The organism is Streptomyces sp. NPDC031274 (assembly GCF_055570235.1).
The window spans coordinates 1-21774 of record NZ_JBVIHP010000029.1 but is presented as its reverse complement, the minus strand read 5'-3'; the positions used below and the strand labels follow the sequence as shown (position 1 = coordinate 21774).

Here is a 21774-nt window from a genome sequence, read left to right as displayed (position 1 = left end):
GATACTGCTGCCCGGCAGTTCGTTCCTGCCGGGCCCTGCTCGATCTCGGCTACAAGAGAAACCATAGCCAGACCATCAACCAATGTCTACTCCCGCCAACGTAGATTTACGCATGCTCGACAGTGAGGTAGTCGGCCTCGAACACAGAGGGGGGGGTGAGTGGGAGGGAGGGAGGGGGTGAGGGGGAGGGAGGTCGTATCGCGGTGTCAGCTGTTTCGAGGGGCTGCCGCGCCCAGCAGCCCCACGATGCTGGAGAAGCTGTCCGCCGCGTGTCCCGCCTCCATCCCGCGCCGGAACAGGTCCGCCACCGCGGACGGCAGCGCCGCGTCCACGCCCGAGTCGGTGTGGGTGTCCACCACGTGCTCCATGCTGGCCAGGCCCATGGCGAGGCGGTCCACGTCACCCTCGTGGTTGCCCGCGTCGATGCGTGACGAGTAGAAGGACAGGAACTCCGGCATCCCGGTCATGTTCAGGGAGGCGTACGGGAGGATGTCCGTCGCCGACAGGCCGTTGGCCTTCGCGAGGGCGACCGCGTACCAGTAGCTGGAGACGCTCGTCCAGAAGATGACCATGTTGAGCTGGTACATCAGCGCCGCCAGGCCCGCGTCCTCGCCCCGGTAGTCCGTCTCGCCCGTCAGTACCTCAAGCGTCGCTCGGTGTTTGTCGTACGCCTCGCGCGGGCCGCTGTAGAACGTCGAGGCCTCCGGCTTCCCGATGCCGTTCGGCGGGACGAGCACGCCTCCGGTGAGGTGGGCGGCGCCGTGCCGGGCGGCCCAGGCCGCTGCCTCGCGGGCCTTCTTCGGGGTGTCCGAGCTGAGGTTGACGATGACGCGGCCGGGCAGCGCGGCTGTTGCCGGTTCGAGGACCTCGTACACCGCGTCGTAGTCCGTGAGGCTCAGGATCACCAGCTCGTTGGCGGCCACCGCCTCCTCGGGGGTGGTGGCGAGAATCGCGCCCCGCTCCACCAGGTCGTCCGCGCGGGACGCGGTGCGGTTCCAGAGCGTGACCTGGTGGCCCTTGTCGAGCAGCGTCGTCGCCATCGCGTGACCCATGGGGCCCAGGCCGATGAGGGTGAGGGGGGTGGGGGAGGTGGGGGAGGTGCGGGAGGGGGCAGTAGCGGCGGAAGTGGTGGAAGTGGCGGAAGTAGTTGGGGTGGTCGTGGTCATGGAGCGTCTCCAGGTGGGCCGGATCCGGTTACTAGAACGAGCGCTCTATCTAGTGCTTGCCGGAAACGTAGCACGGCTCTGGAACGAGCGCTCTAATTAGTCCGGGAGGTAGGCTGCGCTCCATGGCTCAGACCAACGCCGTCGGAACCCGTGGAACCGATGGAACCCGCGAAACCCGTGGAACCCGCGACCGCATCGTCATCGCCGCCGCACGGCTGCTGCAGCGGCAGGGGTATGTCGGCACCGGCATCAAGCAGATCGCGAAGGACGCGGAGGCCACGCTCGGCTCCGTCTACCACTTCTTCCCTGGCGGGAAGGAGGCCGTCGCCGTGGCCGCGATCACGTACAGCGGTGAGGAGTTCGCCGAGGTGCTGAGGGACGGACTCGCTGCCGCCGACGACCCGGGCACCGCGATCCAGGCCTGCGTCGCGGAACTCGCCGTGGGGCTGCGGGAGTCCGGGTGGGTCGATGGGTGTCCCGTCACCGCCGCGGCCCTGGAGACGTTGGGCGCGGATGACTCCGAGATCCAGCGGGTGTGTGCTGCCGCGCTGAGGAGTTGGGAGCGGCTCGTCGAGGAGAAGCTGCTCGGGTCCGGCTTCGCCGCGGGGGACGCGCGGGAGTTGGCGACCACGGTGATCAGCGCCCTTGAGGGGGCCGAGGTCACCGCCCAGGTCACCCGCAGCGAGGAGCCGCTACGGGCGGTGGGGCGTCAGCTGGCGCGGCTCGTGGGGTCGTACGAGGGTGAGGTCGCTGCGGTCGGTCGTGGGGTCGTACGAGGGTGAGGTCGCTGCGGTCGGGCGTGGGGTGCAGGTCACGCGGCCGGGGAGTGTGTTGCCGCGGCTGACGTCGCCTCGGCCCACTCCGCCACGAGCTTCTCGTACTCAAGGTGTTGCTCAGGGCGCAGATACCCGCCCGTACGAAGCCAGAGCGCGCGTATCTCCTCGTTCACCTCGGCCGCTGAGCGCGGCCGGTCCGGGGTGTCGGGAGTCGTGGTCATAGAGTGAAGCGTACGTACGAAGATGTGAAGACGACGTGAGTTCTGGTCGAATGTGATCGGTATCGCTATTTGACCCGCATGAATCAGCCAAGTTGGGCAAGAAGAAGGGGCCCGCGAGATGAATCGCGAGCCCCTTCAGCGTGGTTCAGCGTGGTTCAGCGTGGTTCAGTGCAGTTCAGTCCAGTTCGGTGCAGTTGAAAGTCGATGCGTCGACCGATTGCAGCCGCTTACAGCCGCTTACAGCTGTTTACAACTGCTTGCGACTGCTTACGACTGCTTCGGCTCCTCCAGGCGCGGGAACAGCACCGCACCCTTCGTCACCGTCGCCCCCACCGGCAGCTGCCCCCACGTACCCGCGTCCTGGACCTTCTGCTCGGCGAGCGCGCCGAGCAAGGCCTCCGCGCCGAGGGAGTCCCACAGCTTCTGCGAGGTCTCCGGCATGATCGAGTTCAGCAGGACGGCCACCGCGCGCAGCGAATCCGCCGCCGTGTAGAGGATCGTCGCCAGGCGGGCCTTGCCCTCAGGGGACTCGTCCTTGGCCACCTTCCACGGCTCCTGCTCCGTGATGTAGCCGTTGACCTGCTTGACGAAGGCGAAGACCGCCAGGATGCCGGCCTGGAAGTCCAGCTCCTCGCCGATCTTCAGGTCGGCCGTCGCGACCGCCTTGGCCAGACCTTCCTGGACCGCCTGCTCCGCGGCACCGGACGACGTCGCCTCGGGAAGCGCGCCGCCGAAGTACTTGCCGACCATGGCCGCCACGCGCGAGGCGAGGTTTCCGTAGTCGTTCGCCAGCTCGCTCGTGTAGCGGGCGGAGAAGTCCTCCCAGGAGAACGAGCCGTCCTGGCCGAACGCGATGGCCCGCAGGAAGTACCAGCGGTACGCGTCCACGCCGAAGTGCGACGTGAGGTCCTGCGGCTTGATGCCCGTCAGGTTCGACTTCGACATCTTCTCGCCGCCGACCATCAGCCAGCCGTTCGCCGCGATACGGCCCGGCAGCGGGAGGCCCTGCGCCATCAGCATCGCGGGCCAGATGACCGCGTGGAAGCGGAGGATGTCCTTGCCGACGAGGTGGACGTCGGCGGGGAAAGTTGTCTTGAACTTCTCCTCGTCCGCTCCATAGCCGACGGCCGTGGCGTAGTTGAGGAGCGCGTCGACCCAGACGTAGATGACGTGCTTGTCGTCCCACGGGACCTTGACGCCCCAGTCGAACGTCGAGCGCGAGATGGAGAGGTCCTGCAGACCCTGCTTGACGAAGTTCACGACCTCGTTGCGCGCCGACTCCGGCTGGATGAAGTCGGGGTTGGCCGCGTAGTGCTCGAGGAGCTTGGGGCCGTACTCGCTCAGCTTGAAGAAGTAGTTCTCCTCCTTGAGGAGTTCCACCGGCTTCTTGTGGATGGGGCAGAGCTTCTGGCCCGCGAACTCGCCGTCGTCCGCACCGTCGATCAGGTCGCCGGGGAGTTTGTACTCCTCGCAGCCCACGCAGTACGGGCCTTCGTAGCCGCCCTTGTAGATCTCGCCCTTGTCGTGGAGATCCTGGACGAACTCCTGCACGCGGTCCGTGTGGCGCTTCTCCGTCGTGCGGATGAAGTCGTCGTTCGCGATGTTCAGGTGCTCCCAGAGGGGCCGCCAGGCCTCATCCACGAGCTTGTCGCACCACTCCTGTGGCGTGACGTTGTTCGCTTCGGCAGTGCGCATGATCTTCTGACCGTGCTCGTCCGTGCCGGTGAGGTACCACACCTTCTCGCCGCGCTGACGGTGCCAGCGCGTGAGCACGTCCCCTGCAACGGTCGTGTAGGCGTGGCCCAGGTGAGGAGCGTCGTTGACGTAGTAAATGGGGGTCGATACGTAGTACGCCTTTGCGCCTTCGCTCGTCCCCTGCTTCTCGGATCCAGTGGCCGCCATGGTCGAAATCCTAACGGCCATGGAGCGGGCGATTCACCTCGATTCCAGGGGGTGGACCCCAGAGGGCCCACCCCGTGGAGGTTACGGGCGCCAGGCCGCGAGCAGGCCCTCGTAGAGCTCGGCGTCCGTGAGCTCGCGGGGGGTCGGGCCCGCGTGGAAGAAGGCGGCGTTCTCCGCCTTCAGCTTGCGGAGGTAGTCGAAGCCCTTCGCCTCGTGCTCGCCGAACGCGACGAACTGGAAGAAGAGAGGGTGCTTGGCCGCGTCCGCGAGGGCCTGGTTGGCGGGGCCCTTCGCGTCCGGGGGGCCGTCCGTCTGGAACACGACGAGGGCGGGGCTTCCCTTGTGCTCCGACTTCTCGTAGTGGGTCACGACCTCTTCGATGGCGCGGTGGTAGCTGGTACGGCCCATGCGGCCCGCTGCCGCGTGCAGCTCGTCGATACGGCCCTCGTGCTCGGGGAGCGTGAGGGTGCCGGTGCCGTCGATCTCCGTCGAGAAGAAGACGACGTGTACGGAGGGGCCGGTCGCCTCGGGGTCCGTGTGCGCCGCCAGGGCGAGGACCTGCTCGCCCAGGCTCTGGGCGGAGCCGTCCTTGTAGTACGAGCGCATGGATCCTGAGCGGTCCAGTACGAGGTATACGGGGGCGCGGACCCCGGTGAGGTCCCGCTCCTGGAGGGCTGCGCCTGCCGCCTTGTAGGCGGTGGCCAGGCCCGGGGCCCGGGTCTTCAGCTTGGCTGCTGAGAGGGCGGGCTTGCCCTTGGCCGTGGCGTCCGGCTCGGTCGGGGCGGCATTTGGCTCCGCCGGGGGTGCGGGGGCTTCTGCCTCTGCCGGGGCTACGGGAGTCTCCGGCTCCGCCGGGGTGGCGAGGGCTTCCGCCTCTGCCGGGGCGACGGGGGCTTCTGCTTCTGCTTCTGCTTCTGCGGGGGCGATGGGGGTTTCCGGCTCCGCCGAGGGCATGGGCGCTTCGGCCTCTTCAGCGGTATCCGGCGCGTCCGGCTCCGCCGGGGATGCTGCGGCTTCCGCTTCTCCATCGGCACCCGGCGTCGAGGGCTGTGCCCACCCGTCCCGCCCAGCGGGACGATTGCCCACAGCGGCGGCGGGCTCGTCTGGCCTGGCCTCGGAGGGGGAGACGGCGGTGGCGGGCTCGTCTGGCCCGGCCTCGGAAGGGGACGCAGCGGCGGCGGGCGCCTCTTCCGGCTCAGGGGCGGGGGCAGCGGCCTCCTTCGCCGGCTCCGGCTCGGGGGCCTCGGTCGCAGCTTCGGCAGCCGCTGTCGGCTCGGGCTCCGGCTTCGGCTTCGGGGGGACGGCGTCCGCTTCAGTCGTGGGCGCAGGCTCAGCTGCGGGCTCAGCTTCAGCCGTAGGCTGAGGCTCAGCCGCGGGTTCAGCTTCAGCCTCAGCCGCAGGCTCAGGCGTGGGCTCAGCCTCAGCCGCAGGCTCCGGCTCCGGCTCCGGATCCCGCTCCCGCGAAGGTGATGGCACCGTCACCCGGTCGCGGTCGAACGCCGCCGCGACGAGGTCGTCCACCTCCGAAGGAGAAGGTTCGGACGACGGTCCCGGAACCGTCACCTTCGGCTCAGCCGCCGGAGGCACCCGCTCGGACGAGGGCGCCGGTACGGTCGCGGAGGCGGGCTTCGCCTCCGGAGTCTTCGGAGTCTCCGTGGCCTCCGTGGCTTCCGGGGACTCCGGAGCCTCCGAGGACACTGACTCAGGCTCCGGAGCCTGGTTCCCCTTGCGTGACGACCGTCCGAACGCGTTCCGCAGGACACTCAGAATGCCCATGGGTGCACCCCTTCGCGTGAGTTGATTCCCGATAACCCCTGGCCAGGGCGGACACGTAAGGTTAGCCGCCGCGACAGGCGATCTTGGTGAGGGTCGCCCAACGATCACCCTTACCGCGCACCCGCAGCTCAACTGCCCTATGTGCGCTCCCGGTTCACCTCCCGTTCACTCTCAGGCCGTCGCCCTGCCGACCTCCGCGCCTAGCGTCACGGCGGAAACAAGCCACGCCGAGAGATACGACCACACAACGGAGGAACCGTGCGCAAGCTGCTGCCGATCATCACCTCGCATCAGGGGAGCGGCGGCCGTTCCGCCATGACCTGCCGGTTCCGCTGTGGTGATGCCTGCTTCCACGAGGTGCCCAACACCAGCGACAACGAGTACGTCGGCGACGTCATAGCCGGTGCGCTCAGCCGCCGCTCGATGATGCGGGCCGCCGCGGTCGTGACCGTGGCCACCGCCGCGGGCAGCGCCGTCATCGCGGGCCCCGCCGCCCCGGAGGCCGAAGCCGCCGCCGGGGCCGTGTCCGGGTCCCGGAAACCCTCGTCGCACAAAAGCAAAAAAGGGGCGCGCGGTCTCCGCTTCACGCCCGTCGCGCCCAACACCACCGACACCGTCACGATCCCGGACGGCTACGTCCAGAACGTCGTCATCCGCTGGGGCGAGCCCATCCTCCGCGGCGCTCCCGCCTTCGACCCGGACAGGCAGACCGCGAAGGCGCAGGCCGGACAGTTCGGGTACAACAACGACTTCCTCTCCCTGCTGCCGCTGCACCGCGAGCGCGGGCGCCAGGTCCTCGTGGCCAATCACGAGTACACCGACGAAATTCTGATGTTCAAGGGATACGACGCCGCGAACCCCACCCGCGACCAGGTCGAGATCGCCTGGGCCGCCCACGGCCTCTCCGTCGTGGTCGTCGAGGAGGAGCGCAAGAGCGGCAGGCTGAGCGCCGTCAGCCGCCACCAGCTCAACCGCCGCCTCACCGTCACCAGTGAGTTCCGGCTCACCGGGCCCGCCGCGGGCAGCGAGTACGTCCGTACGAAGGCAGACCCGCGCGGCACCACCGTCCTCGGCACCCTCAACAACTGCGCCGGCGGCACCACCCCGTGGGGCACGACCCTGCACGGCGAGGAGAACTTCAACCAGTACTTCGCCAACGCGGAGAAGGTCACCGACCCCACCGCCGCCGCACGCCTCAAGCGCTACGGCGTCATCGGCACCGCATCCGAGCGCAAGTGGGAGCGGTTCGACGACCGCTTCGACCTCGCCAAGGAGCCCAACGAGGCCAACCGCTTCGGCTGGGTCGTGGAACTCGACCCCTACGACCCCGACTCGACCCCGCGCAAGCGCACCGCGCTCGGCCGCTTCAAGCACGAGGCCGCGCAGCCGCGCCTCACGCACGACGGCCGCCCCGTGGTCTACATGGGCGACGACGAGAAGTTCGACTACTTCTACAAGTTCGTCAGCAGCAAGCGCGTCGCCAAGGGCACGTCCCGCGCCGCGCACCAGCACAACCTCACGCTGCTCGACGAGGGCACGCTGTACGTCGCCAAGCTGACGGGCGACTCCCCGGCGGGTGACATCGACGGCACCGGCAAGCTGCCCGCCGACGGTGAGTTCGACGGCAGCGGCGTCTGGATCCCGCTCGCCACGGCGGGCCCCAAGGGCCACGCCGTCTCGCACGTCGACGGCATGACCGCCGAAGAGGTGTACGTCTTCACGCGCCAGGCCGGTGACAAGGTCGGCGCCACGAAGATGGACCGCCCCGAGGACATCGAGCCGTCCCCGCACACCGGCAAGGTCTACGTCGCGCTCACGAACAACTCCGACCGCGGCAAGGCGGGCAAGGCCGCTGCCGACGAGGCCAACCCGCGCAACCTCAACAAGCACGGCCAGATCCTGGAACTGACCGAGCGCCGCAACCGCCCTGAGTCGACCACCTTCGCCTGGTCGCTCTTCCTCGTCGCGGGCGACCCCGAGGACCCGGCCACGTACTTCGCGGGCTTCCCGAAGGACAAGGTCAGCCCGATCTCCTGCCCGGACAACGTCGCCTTCGACCCGCACGGCAACCTGTGGATCTCGACGGACGGCAACCAACTCGGCTCGCATGACGGCCTGTTCGGCGTCGCCACCAAGGGCGACCGGCGCGGTGAGCTCAAGCAGTTCCTGACCATGCCGACCGGCGCGGAGACCTGCGGTCCGCTGGTCCAGGACCGCCGCGTGCTCGTCTCCGTGCAGCACCCGGGCGAGGTCGACGGCGCGTCCGTCGAGAAGCCCGCGAGCGCGTGGCCCGACGGGCCGGGCAAGATCGTCCGTCCGTCGGTCATCTCCGTCTGGCGCAAGGACGGCAGCGACATCGGCGTCTGAGCGGTGCCTGGCTGAGTGGCACCTGTCTGAGCGGTACCTGAATGATGGGGCGCCCCCTCTCCAAGGGGGTGCTTCATTCTCTTTCTTACCGCCGCTCCTGCGTTGGGATCACGCCGCTGCCGCCTGCCCCGCGAGCCACTCCCCGTACGCGGGCGCCTGGCGCGCCGCCTCCCAGTACGCGGCCTCCAGTTCCCCGTACACCGCGTCGAGCGCCTTCTCCGTACGGGCGGCCACGAGGAGTCGTACGCCGAGCGGGTCGCCGTGCAATGGCCGGACCACCATGTCGGGTCGCGCGCGCGAGGTCGGCTGGCAGACCGTGACGACCTCGCCGGTGGCGACGAGGGAGGAGGCGGTGAGGTAATCGCCGTGCAGGACACGGGGGTTGAGACCGGCCGCGCGAAGGACCCGGAGCAGCCCGTCCCACTCGCCGTCCACCGTCGGGTCCACCATCCAGCGGTCGGCGGCGAGGTCGGTGAGGTGGACGACGGGCTGTGCCGCCGCCGGGTGGTCGGCCGAGAGGAAGACGAACTGCGGCTCCCGCTCGACAAGCACGCGCCGCCGCAGCCCCTCCGGAAGCCGCAGCGGGCTCCCCTCCACCTCGTGTACGAAGGCGACGTCGAGCTGGCCGCCCGCGACCATCCGCAGCAGCGCGTTCGCGGAGACGTCCATCTGGAGCGAGGTCTCGGTGGCGGGCAGGCGTACGCGAAGGCGGCGCAGCCAGCCCGGTATGGCGACGTTCGCCGTGGAGCCGATGCGCAGCTGCGGGCCCTCGGACGCGCGGGCGGCGGCGGCCTTGGTCTCGCTGACCAGCGCCCGCATCTCGCTGACGAGGGGGCGGGCGCGGCTGAGGACGACGCGGCCGAGCGGGGTCGGGCGGCAGCCGGTGCGCTCGCGGGCGAAGAGCTGGCCGCCGATCTCCTGCTCGATGCGGCGCAGCTGAGTCGTCAACGAGGGTTGGCTCATGCCGAGTTGACGTGCAGCCTTGTGCAGGCTGCCGGTATCGGCGATGGCGCACAGTGCGCGGAGGTGCCTCACCTCGAGCTCCATGGCTGTGAGCGTAGAGCGGTGGGCGGCGGCGCACCAGACTCACAAACCCCATGGGAACCGGCTGATTTGGGCACAGGGGGAGCCGGTCGGAAGGTTGGCCGGGACTCGTCCGGGAGTCGTCCGGGAGTCGGCCGGGGCTCGCCCGGGAGTCGGCCAGAACTCATCCGGGAGGGGGCCGGAGGGCGGGTGATAGCTCGGCGCTATCGCGACTTGCCATCATCCGCAGACGCCCCCGGCTCCCCGACACTCCCGTTACCGAACCGTTCACCTTTCACAGAACGAGTAGGGAGCCCCCCACATGAACAAGCGTTACCTGTCCGCCGTCGCCGTCCTCGGCCTTGCCGCCGCAGGCCTCGGTTCGACGACCGCGACGGCCGCGACCCCCACCGCGCCGTCCACCACCGCCTCGTACGCCAAGTACGCGGGTTCCGGCGAGGAAGCCGCGGCCAACAAGGCGTTCTTCGAGGCCGTCCTGAAGTCGGTCGCCGAGAAGCGTGCCGCCAACCCCGGCACGAAGCAGGTCACGGTGGTGTACGACGCCTCCGGTGCCCCGACCTTCGCACAGCAGATAGCCAGCAGCACCTCCATCTGGAACAGCGCGGTGTCCAACGTGAAGCTCCAGGCGGGGAGCAGCGGTGCGAGCTTCGAGTACCGCGAGGGGAACGACTCGCGCGGCTCGTACGCGAGCACGGACGGCCACGGCAACGGGTACGTCTTCCTGGACTACGCCCAGAACCAGCAGTACGACTCGACGCGCGTGACGGCGCACGAGACGGGGCACGTCCTCGGCCTTCCGGACCACTACGAAGGGCCGTGCAGTGAGCTGATGTCCGGCGGCGGCCCCGGCACCTCGTGCACCAACTCGCAGCCGGACGCGAACGAGAAGGCCCAGGTCAACCAGTTGTGGGCCAACGGTCTCGCGAAGGCGATGAAGCAGCTGGACAGAGCGGAGAAGGCGAAGGTCGGCTGAGCCTCACCTGCCTCACCTGCCTCACCTGCCTCACCTGCCTTCCCCTCACTGTGCCCGTCAGCGCGCTCGGCGCTGACGGGCACAGTGGTGTTCAGGGGCCGGGGATCCTTCACTCGCTCGTGTAGTAGCGGTAGAACATCACCGCGAACACCCCGGCCGCCACCGCGAGCGCCATGATCGTGGACCGCAGGACGGTCGCGTCGCTCAGGCTGTACAGGTAGCCGAACGCGATTCCGGCGAAGCCCGACCAGGCCGCCGCGCGCAGCTCGCGCGGCAGCCCCGGAGCGATCCTGCGCAGGCCCATGAAGACCGCGGCGACGACGACTCCGGCCACGACGCCGAGCAGGACGTTGCCGGTGGTGATGGGCCCCGCGTCGCGCGCCATTCCCGCCGCCCAGATGCCGTAGACGAGGCCGAGGAGCACGGCGGCCGTCGCGATCCTGCTGACGGCGGAGCCGCCGAGCACGCGGGGCGCTGATGAGGTGGGTGCCACATGAGCCATGACGGTTCCTCCAGCTTCCAGCTTCCAGCTTTCAGGTTCCGGGTTCCGGGTTCCGGGTTCCGGCCTTCAGGTTCAGTGGTAACGGTTGTAGCCGCCCTGGCACGTGTCCCAGCACGGCTTGTACTCCTTGCAGGGATCCGCGGACCCGCAGCTGGGCACATGCTGCCCGCCGACATCGACGTACGCGGCGCTGGCCCAGCCCTGCACCCCGCCGAGCCAGTACCAGGTCGTGTCGCCCCAGACACTCGTGCCCTGCGTCTCGCACTCGACGCGGTCCTGGCTCTCCGCGGGCAGTTTCGCGACGATCGTGGCGCTGGTGGACGGCATGTCCCGGATCTTCAGGTCGACGGGGGCGACGATCGTCCCCCAGACCACGTCGTGGTCGTTGTGCGTGGGTGGCGCCGAGGCGGATGCCGGCGAGGCACCTCCGAGGGACAGCGCGCCCGCGGTCATGAGTGCGGCGGCGAGAGTTCCCAGGGCGGCCGGAGTGGTTCTCAGGGCCGGAGTGGTCCGCATGATCGACCTCCTCGTTCCCCCTTTTCCCTCTTCTAGCAAACACCCGTTCGGGCGAACGCTCCACCGGACGATGAGTTTGTGCCTCAGGGGCGGTCTGCCTTCGTGATGAACCACTGACGTGGAGAGGGCGTACGACATGAACAGTGTGGCCATCGAGACCGCGGGCCTGGTGAAGACCTTCGGCGACAACCGCGCCGTCGACGGCGTGGACCTCACCGTCCCGGCCGGTACGGTCTACGGCCTGCTCGGGCCGAACGGCGCGGGCAAGACCACGACCGTGAAGATGCTCGCCACCCTGCTGCGCCCGGACGGCGGCGACGCCCATGTCTTCGGCCACGACGTCGTCCGCGAGGCCGACGCCGTACGCGGCAGGGTCAGCCTCACCGGTCAGTACGCCTCGGTCGACGAGGACCTGACGGGCACCGAGAATCTGGTGCTCCTCGCCCGCCTCACCGGGCACGGCAAGAAGGCGGCGTACGGACGGGCCGGACAGCTCCTCGAAGCCTTCGGGCTGAGCGGCGCCGCCGCCCGTCAGGTGAAGAACTACTCCGGCGGCATGCGCCGCCGCATCGACATCGCCGCGTCCATACTCAACACCCCTGACCTGCTCTTTCTCGACGAACCGACGACCGGCCTCGACCCGCGCAGCCGCAACCAGGTCTGGGACATCGTCCGCGCGGTCGTCGCCCACGGCACGACGGTCCTGTTGACCACGCAGTACCTGGACGAGGCCGACCACCTCGCGTCCCGCATCGCCGTCATCGACGACGGCAAGGTCATCGCCGAGGGCACCAAGGGCGAGCTGAAGTCGTCGGTCGGCGCGGGCTCGGTGCACGTGCGGCTCCGGGACCCGGGGCAGCGGGCCGACGCCGCGTCGCTGCTGCGGCTCGCGCTCGACGCGGAGGTCCAGCTGGAGCCCGATCCGGTCGCTCTCACCGCCCGCGTCGGCAACGGCGAGCGCAACGGCGAGCGCGTTGGTGAGGGCGAGGGCGACGGCGTGGGCGCCGCCGAGAAGGCGTCCCGGGCCCTGGCGGAGCTGGCCCGCGCCGGGATCACCGTCGACAACTTCTCCCTGGGCCAGCCCAGCCTGGACGAGGTCTTCCTCGCCCTGACCGGCGCCCCGGCCCATGACACGACGGACGCGACGGACGCGACGGACGCGACGGACGCGACGGACGCGACGGACGCGACGGACACGGCGGACACGGCGGACACGGCGAAGGAAGAGGCAGAGGCATGAGCACCGCGACCACCACATCCGAGGCCCAGGACCTGGCGCCCGTAAGGACCGAGTCCCTCGCCGAACTGCTCATCGCCGGTGACCGGCCGCCGCGCCCCAGCGCGGTCTCCGCGTCCCTGACGTTCGGCTGGCGGGCCATGCTCAAGATCAAGCATGTGCCGGAGCAGCTCTTCGACGTGACGGCGTTCCCGATCATGATGGTGCTGATGTACACGTACCTCTTCGGGGGCGCGCTCGCCGGATCGCCGCGCGAGTACATCCAGTATCTGCTGCCCGGCATCCTCGTGATGTCCGTCGTCATGATCACGATGTACACGGGCGTCTCGGTCAACACCGACATCGAGAAGGGCGTCTTCGACCGCTTCCGTACGCTGCCGATCTGGCGCCCGTCGGTGATGGTCGGCTATCTCCTGGGCGACGCCCTGCGCTACGCGATCGCGTCCGTGGTCATGCTGACCGTCGGCATCATCCTGGGCTTCCGCCCCGACGGCGGCGTACTCGGCGTGGTGGGCGGCGTACTGCTCCTGCTCGTCTTCTCCTTCGCCTTCTCCTGGGTGTGGACGATGTTCGGTCTGCTGCTGCGCACCGAGAAGTCGGTGATGGGGGTCAGCATGATGGTGATCTTCCCGCTGACGTTCCTGAGCGACATCTTCGTGAAGCCCGAGACGATGCCGGGCTGGCTGCAAGCTTTCGTCAACAACAACCCCATCACGCATCTCGCGTCGGCGGTCCGCGAGCTGATGGCGGGCACGGCGCCGGGGTCGTCGCTCGCGTGGGCGCTGGCCTGGGTGGTGCTGCTCGTGGCGGTGTTCGGGCCGGTGACGATGCGGCTCTACAACCGCAAGTAGCTAGGGCTGCAAGCAGCGGTGCGGCTCTACAGCCGCGAGTAGCCACGAGGCTCCTCAACCGCAGGCTGGAGTTCCTCAACCGCAGGTAGGAGTTTCTTGCCCCATATGCACTCGTCCCGGTCGCGCCCGGCGTGACCGGGGCTTCGGCTTGAGACGTGCTCATGCTCAGACGTCCGCTGTCCGCCCTGCTGCTCGTGCTCGCCTGCGTCCTTGTGCCGCTCGGCGCGCTCTCCACCTGGGCGAAGTACGAGATCCAGGACGCCGATCAGTACGTCGCCACGATGGCGCCGCTCGCCTCCGACTCCGCGGTGCGGGACGCGGTGGCCGACGCGGTCACGGACGGGGTGATGAAGGAGATCGACGTCGGGCCGCTGCAGGGCACGGTCGAGTCGTTCGTACGGGACGCGGTGCGGTCCTTCACCGGGACAGCGGCGTTCAGGACGGCCTGGAAGTCGGCGAACCGCGAGGCGCACGCCGCGGTGCAGGACGCTCTCACCGACCAGGCCGACGGGGGCGCCGTCACCATCGACCTCGCGCCGATCACCGAGCAGGTCAAGAAGCAACTGGCCGACGACGGCGTGCCGTTCGCGAACCGCATCCCGGTCGAGCACACCGAAGTGACGCTCATGCAGTCCTCGGACCTCGGTCCCTTCGGGAAGGGATTCCACATGCTCCAGGTGGCGGGCCTCTGGCTCCCGGTCGCCGCGGTACTCCTCGCCGTGGCCGGCATCTTCCTGGCGGTGCGCCGCCGCCGCGCGATCATCTGCACGGCGCTCGGTGCGGCCCTCGGCGGTGCGGTACTCGCCGTCGCGATCGCGGTGGGCCGGGGCCTGACCCTGGACGATCTGCCGAAGGATGTCTCCCGCCCGGCGGCCGAGGCGGTGTACGACGCGCTGACGTCGTCGCTGAGTGTGGCTGCGTGGGTGATTCTGGGGGTGGGGATCGCGGTCGCGCTCGCCGCGTGGCTGCTGGGACGCCGCGGATCACCGGCTTCGGCGTCACCGGCTCCGGCATCATCGACTTCGGCCGAAAACCCCGGTGCGTCCGGCGCCTGAGGGGACTGAGGGGTCTGAGGAGGACTAGAGGGCCTGAGGTGTCTGAGGAGGACTGAGGAGGACTGAGGAGAACTGCGGGGTGGGAAGTCGAGGAAGCCGAGGGGGAATGCAACCTGCCCCCCGCTCAAGCCGTCTCTGAGGGAAGATTCGCGCACGGACCCCAGACGGAGAGACCCCAGAGCGGAGAGGCCGGCCTTGGACAGCGCAACGGCAGCGAGGACGGCCTCCCAGGACGACTGGCCCGAGCCGCAGGCGAAGAGGCGACCCCGGCGACGGCCCGCCGCATGGCTTGCCGCCCTCCTCCTTGCAGGCGTGTCCGCCATCCTCGGCTTCCGCGTCGCCGACTCCGACGGCTTCACCCCCGTACCGCAGATCCTCGCCTTCCTGCCGTTCCTCCTCGCCCCGGCGGTCGCCGCTCTTCTGCTCGCGGCGCTCGCCCGCTGGCGCGTCGGCCTCGTCTGGGGCGTCATCGTGCTCGGCGGCGTCGCCTGGTTCCTGGAGCCGTACGGCAAGACGGACGACCCGGAAGGCCCCGCCGTCGCCGAGATCCGCGTCATGGCGTCGAACGTGCAGTTCGGCCAGGCCACCCACGGCCTGCTCAAGGCGGTCCGCAAGGAGAAACCCGACCTCCTCTTCGTCCCGGAGTGCGACTACACCTGCTCGGACACCCTGCGCGACGAACTGCCCCGCGCCGACTACCCGTACCGCACCGCGAGCGAGGCAGGCGGCGCCGAGGGCTCGGTGATCGTCAGCAAGCTGCCCCTGAAGAAGGCGAGCGGCCTCGCGGGCACGCTCGGCATGCCCGGCGCCGTGGCCGAGCTTGAGGACGGCCACCAGGTCCGCATCCAGCTCGCCCACCCGATGCCGCCGCTGCCCAAGCAACTCGGCACCTGGCGCACCGAACTCGCCGAACTCCGCGACTACGCCGCCAAGGGCAAGCGCGCGCACCGGTCCACCATCATCGCGGGCGACTTCAACGCCACCCAGGACCACGCGGCGTTCCGCGACATCCTGGACACCGGCGGCGTACGCGACGCCGCCCGCCTCGCCGGGTCCGCCCGCACCCCCAGCTGGCCCGCCGACCTGATGTCACCGCTGGGCACCCAGATCGACCACGTCCTCGCCACCCCGGACTTCTCGGCGCGCGACGCCCGCTTCCTGGAGATCGGCGACACGGACCACCGGGCCCTGGTGGTGGATCTGACGCTGCACGGAGGGGACCGGTAAAAATGGCCGCATGCGCCGCCGCGACTCACCCGCACCACCGGGCCCTCGCTCCCTGAGCGCCCTCGCCCCACCCCCCTGGCTGGTCAGGACACTCAAGCCGCAGCCCGCGCCGATCCCGTGGGCCGCGGTGGCGCGCGCGTCCATCGCCCTGGCGCTGCCCCTCCTCGTGGGACTCGCGGCGGGGCAGCCCGCGTACGGCGCGCTCGCCTCCATGGGTGCCCTCTCCGGAGTCATCGGCGACACCGCCGACGCGTACCGCATGCGGATCCTCAACATCGCGGTCCCGCAGCTCTTCGGCGCGATCGGCGTCACCATCGGCTCGCTCGTCTTCGGGCACGGCTGGGTCGCGGTCGGCGTGGTCACGCTCGTCGCCCTCGTCTCCGGGATGATGTCCACGATCGGCGCCGTGGCGTCCGTGTCAGGGCTGCTCCTGCTGCTCAACTCCGTGGTGGGTGCGGGGCTTCCGATGCCGGGCGCGTGGTGGCTGGCCCCCGCCCTGATGACCGGCGGCGGCCTCCTCGTCCTCACCCTCGCCCTCCTCGCCTGGCCGCTGCGGTCCGGCATCCCGGAGCGGGCCGCCGTCGCGGCGACCTACCGCAGCGTGGCCGCGCTGCTCGAAGCCGCGGGCACCGAGCGGTACGACGACGCGCGCGCGGCCGTCACCACAGCCCTGAACCAGTCGTACGACCTCGTCCTCGCCCGGCGCACCCGCGCGCACGGCCGCAACCCCGATCTGGTGCGCCTGGTCGCCCAGTTGAACGCGATCACGCCGGTCATCGAGGCCGCGCCCGCCGCGCACCAGTGCGGAGTTCCGATGCCGCCGGAGTTCCCCGCGGAGGTGCGGCGACTCGCGGACGCGGTGGCGGGCCGCGCGGCGACCCCGATCGCCGACCCCGACCTGCCCCCGCCCCCCGACCCTTCGGCCGACGCCGTTGACCACGCCCTGCGGCACGTCGCCGAGCTCCTCAACGACTCCGACCCGCACGGCATCGTGCATGTCGACGACGGCCTGGGCCGACCCGCCGCCCTGCGCGTCCGGGCCCGCAGGGCGGCCCGCAACGTCATCCTGTCGAGCGCGTCCTGGCGCTACGGCCTGCGGCTGGCGCTCTGCATCGGCATCGCGCAGTCGCTGGTATCTCTGATCGACGTGCCCCGCTCGTACTGGGTGGCGCTCACCGTCACGTTCGTCCTCAAGCCGGATTTCGGCTCGGTCTTCTCGCGGGCGGTGCTGCGGGCGCTCGGCACGGCCGCCGGGCTCGTGGTGGCGGCGGCCGTGCTGTCGCAGGTGCCCCGGGGCTGGTGGGACGTGCCGGTGATGATGGTCCTCGCGGCGCTGATCCCGGCGTTCACACCGCGGGGCTACGGCTACCAGACGGCCGCGATCACCCCGGTGATCCTGCTCCTCTCCGACGTCCTGAACCACCAGGGCTTCGGACTCGTCGTGCCGCGCCTGGTCGACAGCCTGATCGGCTGCGGGATCTCGCTGGTGGCGGGGTACCTGCTCTGGCCGGAGAGCTGGCACACGCGGATCGGTGACCGGCTCGCGGACGCGGTCGCCGATACGGCGTCGTACGTCGAGAGCGCGTTCGGCACGGCCGTGGACGCGGGTGAGCGGGCGCGGATGCGGCGGGGTCTGTACCGGGACATGTCCGTCATCCGGACGGAGTTCCAGCGTGCCCTGACCGAACCGCCGCCGATGGGGGCGCGGGCAGCGGCGTGGTGGCCTCTGGTGATCGCGGTGGAGCGGATCGTGGACGCGACTACCGCTGCGCGGGTGCGGATCGGGCACGGGGCGGGGGAGCCGACGCTGACGGAGGTCGGGGAGATCGCCCGCCAACTGCGGGAGTTGGCGGACGGCTTGCGGGACTCGGAGACCCTGGAGGAGGTCCCGGCCTCGTTCACCACCGGGCCCCAGGAGAGCGTCCTGGAGCCGCTCCGTCAGGAGGTGGTCGCTGCGCGGGCGATTGCCTCGCCGAGGGTGTGAGGTTCAGGCGTTCCCTGCGGGGCTGGGGTTGAGGATCAAAGCGTTTCGAGGTCCACCGCGCGGGCCATCGCCCGATACCCCGCATCGTTCGGATGCAGGTGATCCCCGCTGTCGAACTCCGGCGCGATCCGCTCCCCGTCGGCCGGGTCCGCCAGAGCCCGGTCGAAGTCCACGTACCCGTCGTACTCCCCAGAGTTCCGCACCCACTCGTTGAACTCGTCGCTCACCTTCGCCGCCCGCTCCCCATAGTGATCAGAGCCCCCCAACGGCAGCAACGTGGCCCCCACCACCTTGACCCCCTTCGCATGTGCGGCCCGGATCAACTTCCTGTGACCCGCGATGAGTTCGGCCGCGCTCACCTTCGGCGCGGGCTTGTACGTGGGCGTATCGCTCTCGCTGAAGCCGATGTCGTTCAGGCCCTCAAGGACGACGACCGTCCCCACGCCCGGCAGGTCCAACGCGTCCCGCCCGAACCGGGCCGTACCCCTCTCGCCGTACCAGGCCGAGTCGTTGAGGACGAGGTTCCCGCCGATACCGGCGTTGAGCACCGGGCGGGGCGTGCCCGCCTTCGCGAGGCGTTCGGCGAGGGCGTCGGACCAGCGGCGGTCGAGGTCGGTGGAGGAGGCGAAACCGTCGGTGATGGAGTCGCCGAAGAGGACGACACCGTCGTTCCGGCGAGCGCGGCCACCACTCTCATCACGCACGGAACTGCGGTCACCACTCACCTCACGCACGGAACTCACGTCCACGCCCGACAGGAAGTACCAGGACTCCGTCGACGCGTCGAACGCCCCCGCCCCGGCGTCCCCGACATGGTCACCCTCCGCCCGGTAGCTCGTCGCGAAGGACTGCGCGTGGAACGTGGCCGGGCCCGTGGTGCGGGCGAGGTGCAGGGTGACGGTGACCGACTCGAAGGGCTTGAGATTCAACCCCGCCTCGTCGCTGGAGAGTTGGCCGTGCGCCGGGATCGATACCGACCGTCTTCCCCCGAACGTGAGCCGCCGCACCGAGCCCTCCTCGACGGCGGCCCCCTTCTTCGTACGCGCGAGGGTCGCGCCCGCGATGTGCAGCGGCGATGTGCCGTACGCGTTGGAGAGCCGTATGCGGGCTCTGTCGCCGCCCTGCGTGACGCGTACGACCTGTCGCAGGGTCTGGCCCGAGAATCCGTCCTCCGACCAGTTCGGCTTGAATCCGGTACTCGGCCGCTGCGGCGAAGCCGCCCAGGCGGCGGTCCAGGCGGGTCCCGGCGATGGCTTCGAGCCCGATGCGTGGGCTCCCGTGACGGCGAGACCGGCCGTCAGGGCGAGCGCGACAGCGGCAGCGGCGGCGGTGACAGCGGAAGTACGAGTACGCGTGTGAGTACGCGTGTGAGTGCGCGAAAGCATCTGGATCTCCGGGGAGTTGAAGGAAGTGGAGAGAGGTGACGACGTCCGTGGACCGGACTCCTCCAAGATCCGCCCCCACCACCCCCCGATCAACGACGATCCATGAAACGATCGGCACGCTCAGGCTTATAGATGCAGGTCAGAGATGGGTGGGTGGCGGGGGAGAATGGAACGGCAAGAGCTTGAGACCTTTCTGACGCTCGCCGAAGAACTCCACTTCGGCCGCACCGCCGAGCGCCTCCTCCTCTCCCAGGCGCGCGTCAGCCAGACCGTGAAGAAGCTGGAGCGCAAGATCGGCGCCCCGCTCTTCGAGCGCACGAGCCGCAAGGTGGAGATGTCCCCGCTGGGCCGTCAGCTGTACGACGATCTGGCGCCGCTGCACCTGAGGATGGAGGCCGCGGTCGCCCGCGCCAAGGACATGGCGCGCGGTGTCGACGGCGAGCTGACCGTCGCCTTCCTCGGGTCGGGCGCGGGCTCGCTGACCTCCGCGATCCTGGAGACGTTCCGAGCGCGCTGCCCGCGCTGCGACGTCCGGATGCGGGAGACCCAGTTCGGCGATCCGCTCGGCGCGCTCCGGAGCGGCGAGGCCGACGCGCTGTTCACCTGCCTGCCCGTCGAGGAGCCGGACCTCACCGTCGGGCCCGTCGTCATCAACGAAGCCCGCATGCTCGCCGTGCCCCTCGGCCACCGTTTCGCCGGTCGCGGCAGCGTGTCCCTCGAAGAGTGCGCGGGCGAGACCTTCTTCGGCGTCGTCAACGGCGCGCCCGCCTACTGGTGGGACTTCCACGTCCCGCCCCGCACACCCAGCGGCCTCCCGATCCGCCGCGGCCGGTCCGTCGCCGGATTCCAGGAGATGATGACGCTGGTCGCCACGGGGCAGGGGGTGTCGCCGGTCGTCGCGTCCGTGGAGAAGTACTACTCACGGCCGGACATCGTCTTCGTACCCCTGGACGACGTTCCGTCGGCCGATGTCGCGCTCATCTCGCGTACGGCCGCCGCGGGCACCCCGCGCCTCCAGGAGTTCGTCCGGGCGGTGCGTGATGCCGTCGCGGCGAACGGCGGACCGGCGCGTTTCTGACGCTCGGCGTGTCGGTTATTCCAAGAAGCTGTCGATGGGCGCCGCGTCGTATTCCGTCGCGCCCGCCGTGGTGATGCCGCCGGCTGAGCCGGGCAGCCGCAGAGAGTCGAAGGCGCTCACATGCAGGTCGGCTTTTCCGTCACCGTTCGTGTCGCGCAGTCGTACCAGGCCACCGAACTGGTCGTCGGCCTCCAACGGGCCCGGCACGCCGGGGGTGTTGCGGGCGAACCACTGCGAACCGGCACCGGGCAGGCCGCTTGCCCGCCCCTTGAAGACGTGCACGCCGCCCGCGTGGCCCTGGCCGTTGATCTCCTCGCCCCGCACGCCGACCGCGAGATCCGCGTAGCCGTCGCCGTTGACGTCGCCCGCCGAGACGGATGAGCCGAACTCGTCGTCATTCTCCGGGGATCCGGCGACGCCGCTCGTCGACTGGGTGAGGCGGGCGCTTCGTGACGGGCCGCCGGAGGCGCCGTACCAGACGCTGACGCGGCCCTTGTGCTTCGAGTAGAGGGAGGTGCCGATGGCGATGTCGCCGTAGCCGTCCTTGTCGAAGTCGGCGATGACACCGTCGCCGCCGCGCTCGGAGCTGCCGCCGTTGCCGGACTGGGACTCCAGGCGCAGGCTCTTGCCCGGGGTGAGCGAGCTCGCGCCACCCTTGATGAACCAGGCGTCGGACGCGATGTTCGCGGAGCTGACCACGTCGCCGATGATCGCGAGGTCGGTCTTCTTGTCGCCGTTGACCTTGCCGGAGATCAGGGCCGAGGCGTAGAAGGACGTCGTCTTGTCGAGCTTGGTCACGGTGCCGGTGGTGCCGGAGCGCTTGAGCGGGCCGCGGTAGACGTAGGTCATGGATTCGTTGATGACGGCCAGGTCCTGCTTGCCGTCCCCATTGAAATCGCCGGTCGCCAGGTCCTTGCCCATGTAGTTGTTGCGGCCCGGGTTCTTGTTCGGGAGGGTCGTGCCCTTGGACAGGCCGGAGGCGGAGCCCCACAGGACCGTCACGCCACCCTGGTCGGTGCCGTGGGAGCCGTTCTCGCCGGTCGCCGCCACGGCGAGGTCGCCGTATCCGTCGCCGTCGAAGTCCGCGGCAGCCCGTACCTCGCCGAACATGTCGTCGGCCTCGTCGGCGCCGGGCACGCCGGGGCTCGCCTGGGTGATGCGCTGCTGTCTGGAGCCGGGCCCGGTGGCGGTCCCGAAGACCACGGTGACGCCGCCGCCCCCTCTGGCGCTGAAGCTCGAGTACGCGTAGTCGCGGTAGCCGTCGCCGTTGAAGTCGTCGCCGTGCTTCGCGGGCGCGGCGCTCGCAGCCGTGGCGGGCAGGGCGAGGGGGGTGAGGCCCGCAACCAGGAGGGCGGCGAGCGGGGCCGTTGTGCGGATGCGCATGAGTGTTGGCGTTCCTTGTGAGTCGATCGAGGGGCGGCGAGAGAGAAGAAACGGAGGCGCTGGGGTCAGTCGGTGATCTGGGCGCCGAAGCGGGGTGCCTGGCCAGGTGGTGCGTGGGGCCGCCGCGCCGTTCACCGGCAGTTGTCCTGGGTGACGGGTGGGGTCGGCGAACAGGAGACCGGCGGTGGGATCGAAAGGTTGTACGGGTCGCCAAGTCACGGTGTCGTCTTCTTCAGCTAGTGCGACCTGAAAGTCGCTCTCTCTTAGTGCATTACGGAAAGGAGAGTTTCCAATGCCGAACTTGTAGCCGGAAGTTCGTCCCCACTCCCAC

The 21774-nt window shown here is 69.9% G+C and carries 18 protein-coding genes; 9 read left to right on the top strand and 9 right to left on the bottom strand.

What is annotated here, in order from left to right; genetic code table 11:
* Window positions 1–206: 206 nt before the first annotated feature.
* Window positions 207–1166, bottom strand: a complete 960-nt coding sequence (locus tag ACZ5CR_RS35360; RefSeq protein ID WP_468865290.1) for an NAD(P)-dependent oxidoreductase — start codon at window positions 1164–1166, stop codon at window positions 207–209.
* A 122-nt stretch (window positions 1167–1288) separates the two neighbouring features.
* Here ACZ5CR_RS35360 and ACZ5CR_RS35355 point away from each other — a divergent pair, with 122 nt between their 5' ends.
* Window positions 1289–1948, top strand: a complete 660-nt coding sequence (locus tag ACZ5CR_RS35355) for a TetR/AcrR family transcriptional regulator (protein WP_468865287.1) — start codon at window positions 1289–1291, stop codon at window positions 1946–1948.
* Between the two features lie 29 nt (window positions 1949–1977).
* On the opposite strand, the gene ACZ5CR_RS35350 is transcribed toward ACZ5CR_RS35355, so the two are convergent.
* The 3 genes from ACZ5CR_RS35350 to ACZ5CR_RS35340 form a co-directional block, all read right to left on the bottom strand.
* Window positions 1978–2163, bottom strand: a complete 186-nt coding sequence (locus tag ACZ5CR_RS35350; RefSeq protein WP_468865284.1) for a hypothetical protein — start codon at window positions 2161–2163, stop codon at window positions 1978–1980.
* Window positions 2164–2430: 267 nt separating this feature from the next.
* On the bottom strand, window positions 2431–4065 hold the full coding sequence (gene metG / locus ACZ5CR_RS35345; protein WP_468865281.1) for a methionine--tRNA ligase: 1635 nt from the start codon (window positions 4063–4065) through the stop codon (window positions 2431–2433).
* Between the two features lie 81 nt (window positions 4066–4146).
* Window positions 4147–5019: a VWA domain-containing protein gene (locus ACZ5CR_RS35340; protein WP_468865279.1), complete on the bottom strand. Its 873-nt coding sequence runs from the start codon at window positions 5017–5019 to the stop codon at window positions 4147–4149.
* A gap of 1080 nt (window positions 5020–6099) precedes the next feature.
* Here ACZ5CR_RS35340 and ACZ5CR_RS35335 point away from each other — a divergent pair.
* Window positions 6100–8208, top strand: coding sequence for a PhoX family protein (locus tag ACZ5CR_RS35335; RefSeq protein ID WP_468865277.1), 2109 nt, complete (start codon window positions 6100–6102; stop codon window positions 8206–8208).
* A gap of 108 nt (window positions 8209–8316) precedes the next feature.
* Here the strand turns inward: ACZ5CR_RS35335 and ACZ5CR_RS35330 are convergent, their stop codons facing one another.
* Entirely contained in the window at window positions 8317–9255 is a 939-nt protein-coding gene (locus ACZ5CR_RS35330; RefSeq protein ID WP_468865275.1) for a LysR family transcriptional regulator, read from the bottom strand.
* Between the two features lie 298 nt (window positions 9256–9553).
* On the opposite strand from ACZ5CR_RS35330, the gene snpA reads away from it, so the two are divergent.
* Entirely contained in the window at window positions 9554–10225 is a 672-nt protein-coding gene (gene snpA / locus ACZ5CR_RS35325; RefSeq protein WP_468865273.1) for a snapalysin, read from the top strand.
* 109 nt (window positions 10226–10334) lie between these two features.
* Here the strand turns inward: snpA and ACZ5CR_RS35320 are convergent, their stop codons facing one another.
* Together ACZ5CR_RS35320 and ACZ5CR_RS35315 are read right to left on the bottom strand one after the other, a co-directional pair.
* Complete coding sequence (locus tag ACZ5CR_RS35320) at window positions 10335–10727, bottom strand: hypothetical protein (protein WP_468865270.1); 393 nt, start codon at window positions 10725–10727, stop codon at window positions 10335–10337.
* 72 nt (window positions 10728–10799) lie between these two features.
* Window positions 10800–11243: an SH3 domain-containing protein gene (locus ACZ5CR_RS35315; RefSeq protein WP_468865268.1), complete on the bottom strand. Its 444-nt coding sequence runs from the start codon at window positions 11241–11243 to the stop codon at window positions 10800–10802.
* 136 nt (window positions 11244–11379) lie between these two features.
* On the opposite strand from ACZ5CR_RS35315, the gene ACZ5CR_RS35310 reads away from it, so the two are divergent.
* From ACZ5CR_RS35310 to ACZ5CR_RS35290, 5 genes are all read left to right on the top strand, one after another.
* Complete coding sequence (locus tag ACZ5CR_RS35310) at window positions 11380–12483, top strand: ATP-binding cassette domain-containing protein (RefSeq protein ID WP_468865265.1); 1104 nt, start codon at window positions 11380–11382, stop codon at window positions 12481–12483.
* Window positions 12480–13331, top strand: a complete 852-nt coding sequence (locus ACZ5CR_RS35305) for an ABC transporter permease (protein WP_468865263.1) — start codon at window positions 12480–12482, stop codon at window positions 13329–13331. Before ACZ5CR_RS35310 ends, ACZ5CR_RS35305 begins: the two co-directional genes overlap by 4 nt.
* Window positions 13332–13492: 161 nt before the next feature.
* The gene (locus tag ACZ5CR_RS35300) at window positions 13493–14386 is read left to right on the top strand and encodes a hypothetical protein (RefSeq protein ID WP_468865260.1); all 894 of its coding nucleotides are present in this window, start codon (window positions 13493–13495) and stop codon (window positions 14384–14386) included.
* A 195-nt stretch (window positions 14387–14581) separates the two neighbouring features.
* Window positions 14582–15613, top strand: a complete 1032-nt coding sequence (locus ACZ5CR_RS35295; RefSeq protein WP_468865258.1) for an endonuclease/exonuclease/phosphatase family protein — start codon at window positions 14582–14584, stop codon at window positions 15611–15613.
* A 10-nt stretch (window positions 15614–15623) separates the two neighbouring features.
* Window positions 15624–17597 (top strand): FUSC family protein, encoded by a 1974-nt coding sequence (locus tag ACZ5CR_RS35290; RefSeq protein WP_468865256.1) that lies wholly within the window; start codon window positions 15624–15626, stop codon window positions 17595–17597.
* A gap of 35 nt (window positions 17598–17632) precedes the next feature.
* Here ACZ5CR_RS35290 and ACZ5CR_RS35285 read toward each other — a convergent pair whose 3' ends face one another.
* On the bottom strand, window positions 17633–18982 hold the full coding sequence (locus tag ACZ5CR_RS35285; protein WP_468865254.1) for an SGNH/GDSL hydrolase family protein: 1350 nt from the start codon (window positions 18980–18982) through the stop codon (window positions 17633–17635).
* A 166-nt stretch (window positions 18983–19148) separates the two neighbouring features.
* On the opposite strand from ACZ5CR_RS35285, the gene ACZ5CR_RS35280 reads away from it, so the two are divergent.
* Window positions 19149–20060: a LysR family transcriptional regulator gene (locus ACZ5CR_RS35280; RefSeq protein ID WP_468865252.1), complete on the top strand. Its 912-nt coding sequence runs from the start codon at window positions 19149–19151 to the stop codon at window positions 20058–20060.
* Between the two features lie 15 nt (window positions 20061–20075).
* Here the strand turns inward: ACZ5CR_RS35280 and ACZ5CR_RS35275 are convergent, their stop codons facing one another.
* Window positions 20076–21443: an FG-GAP and VCBS repeat-containing protein gene (locus ACZ5CR_RS35275; protein ID WP_468865250.1), complete on the bottom strand. Its 1368-nt coding sequence runs from the start codon at window positions 21441–21443 to the stop codon at window positions 20076–20078.
* Between the last annotated feature and the right edge of the window lie 331 nt (window positions 21444–21774).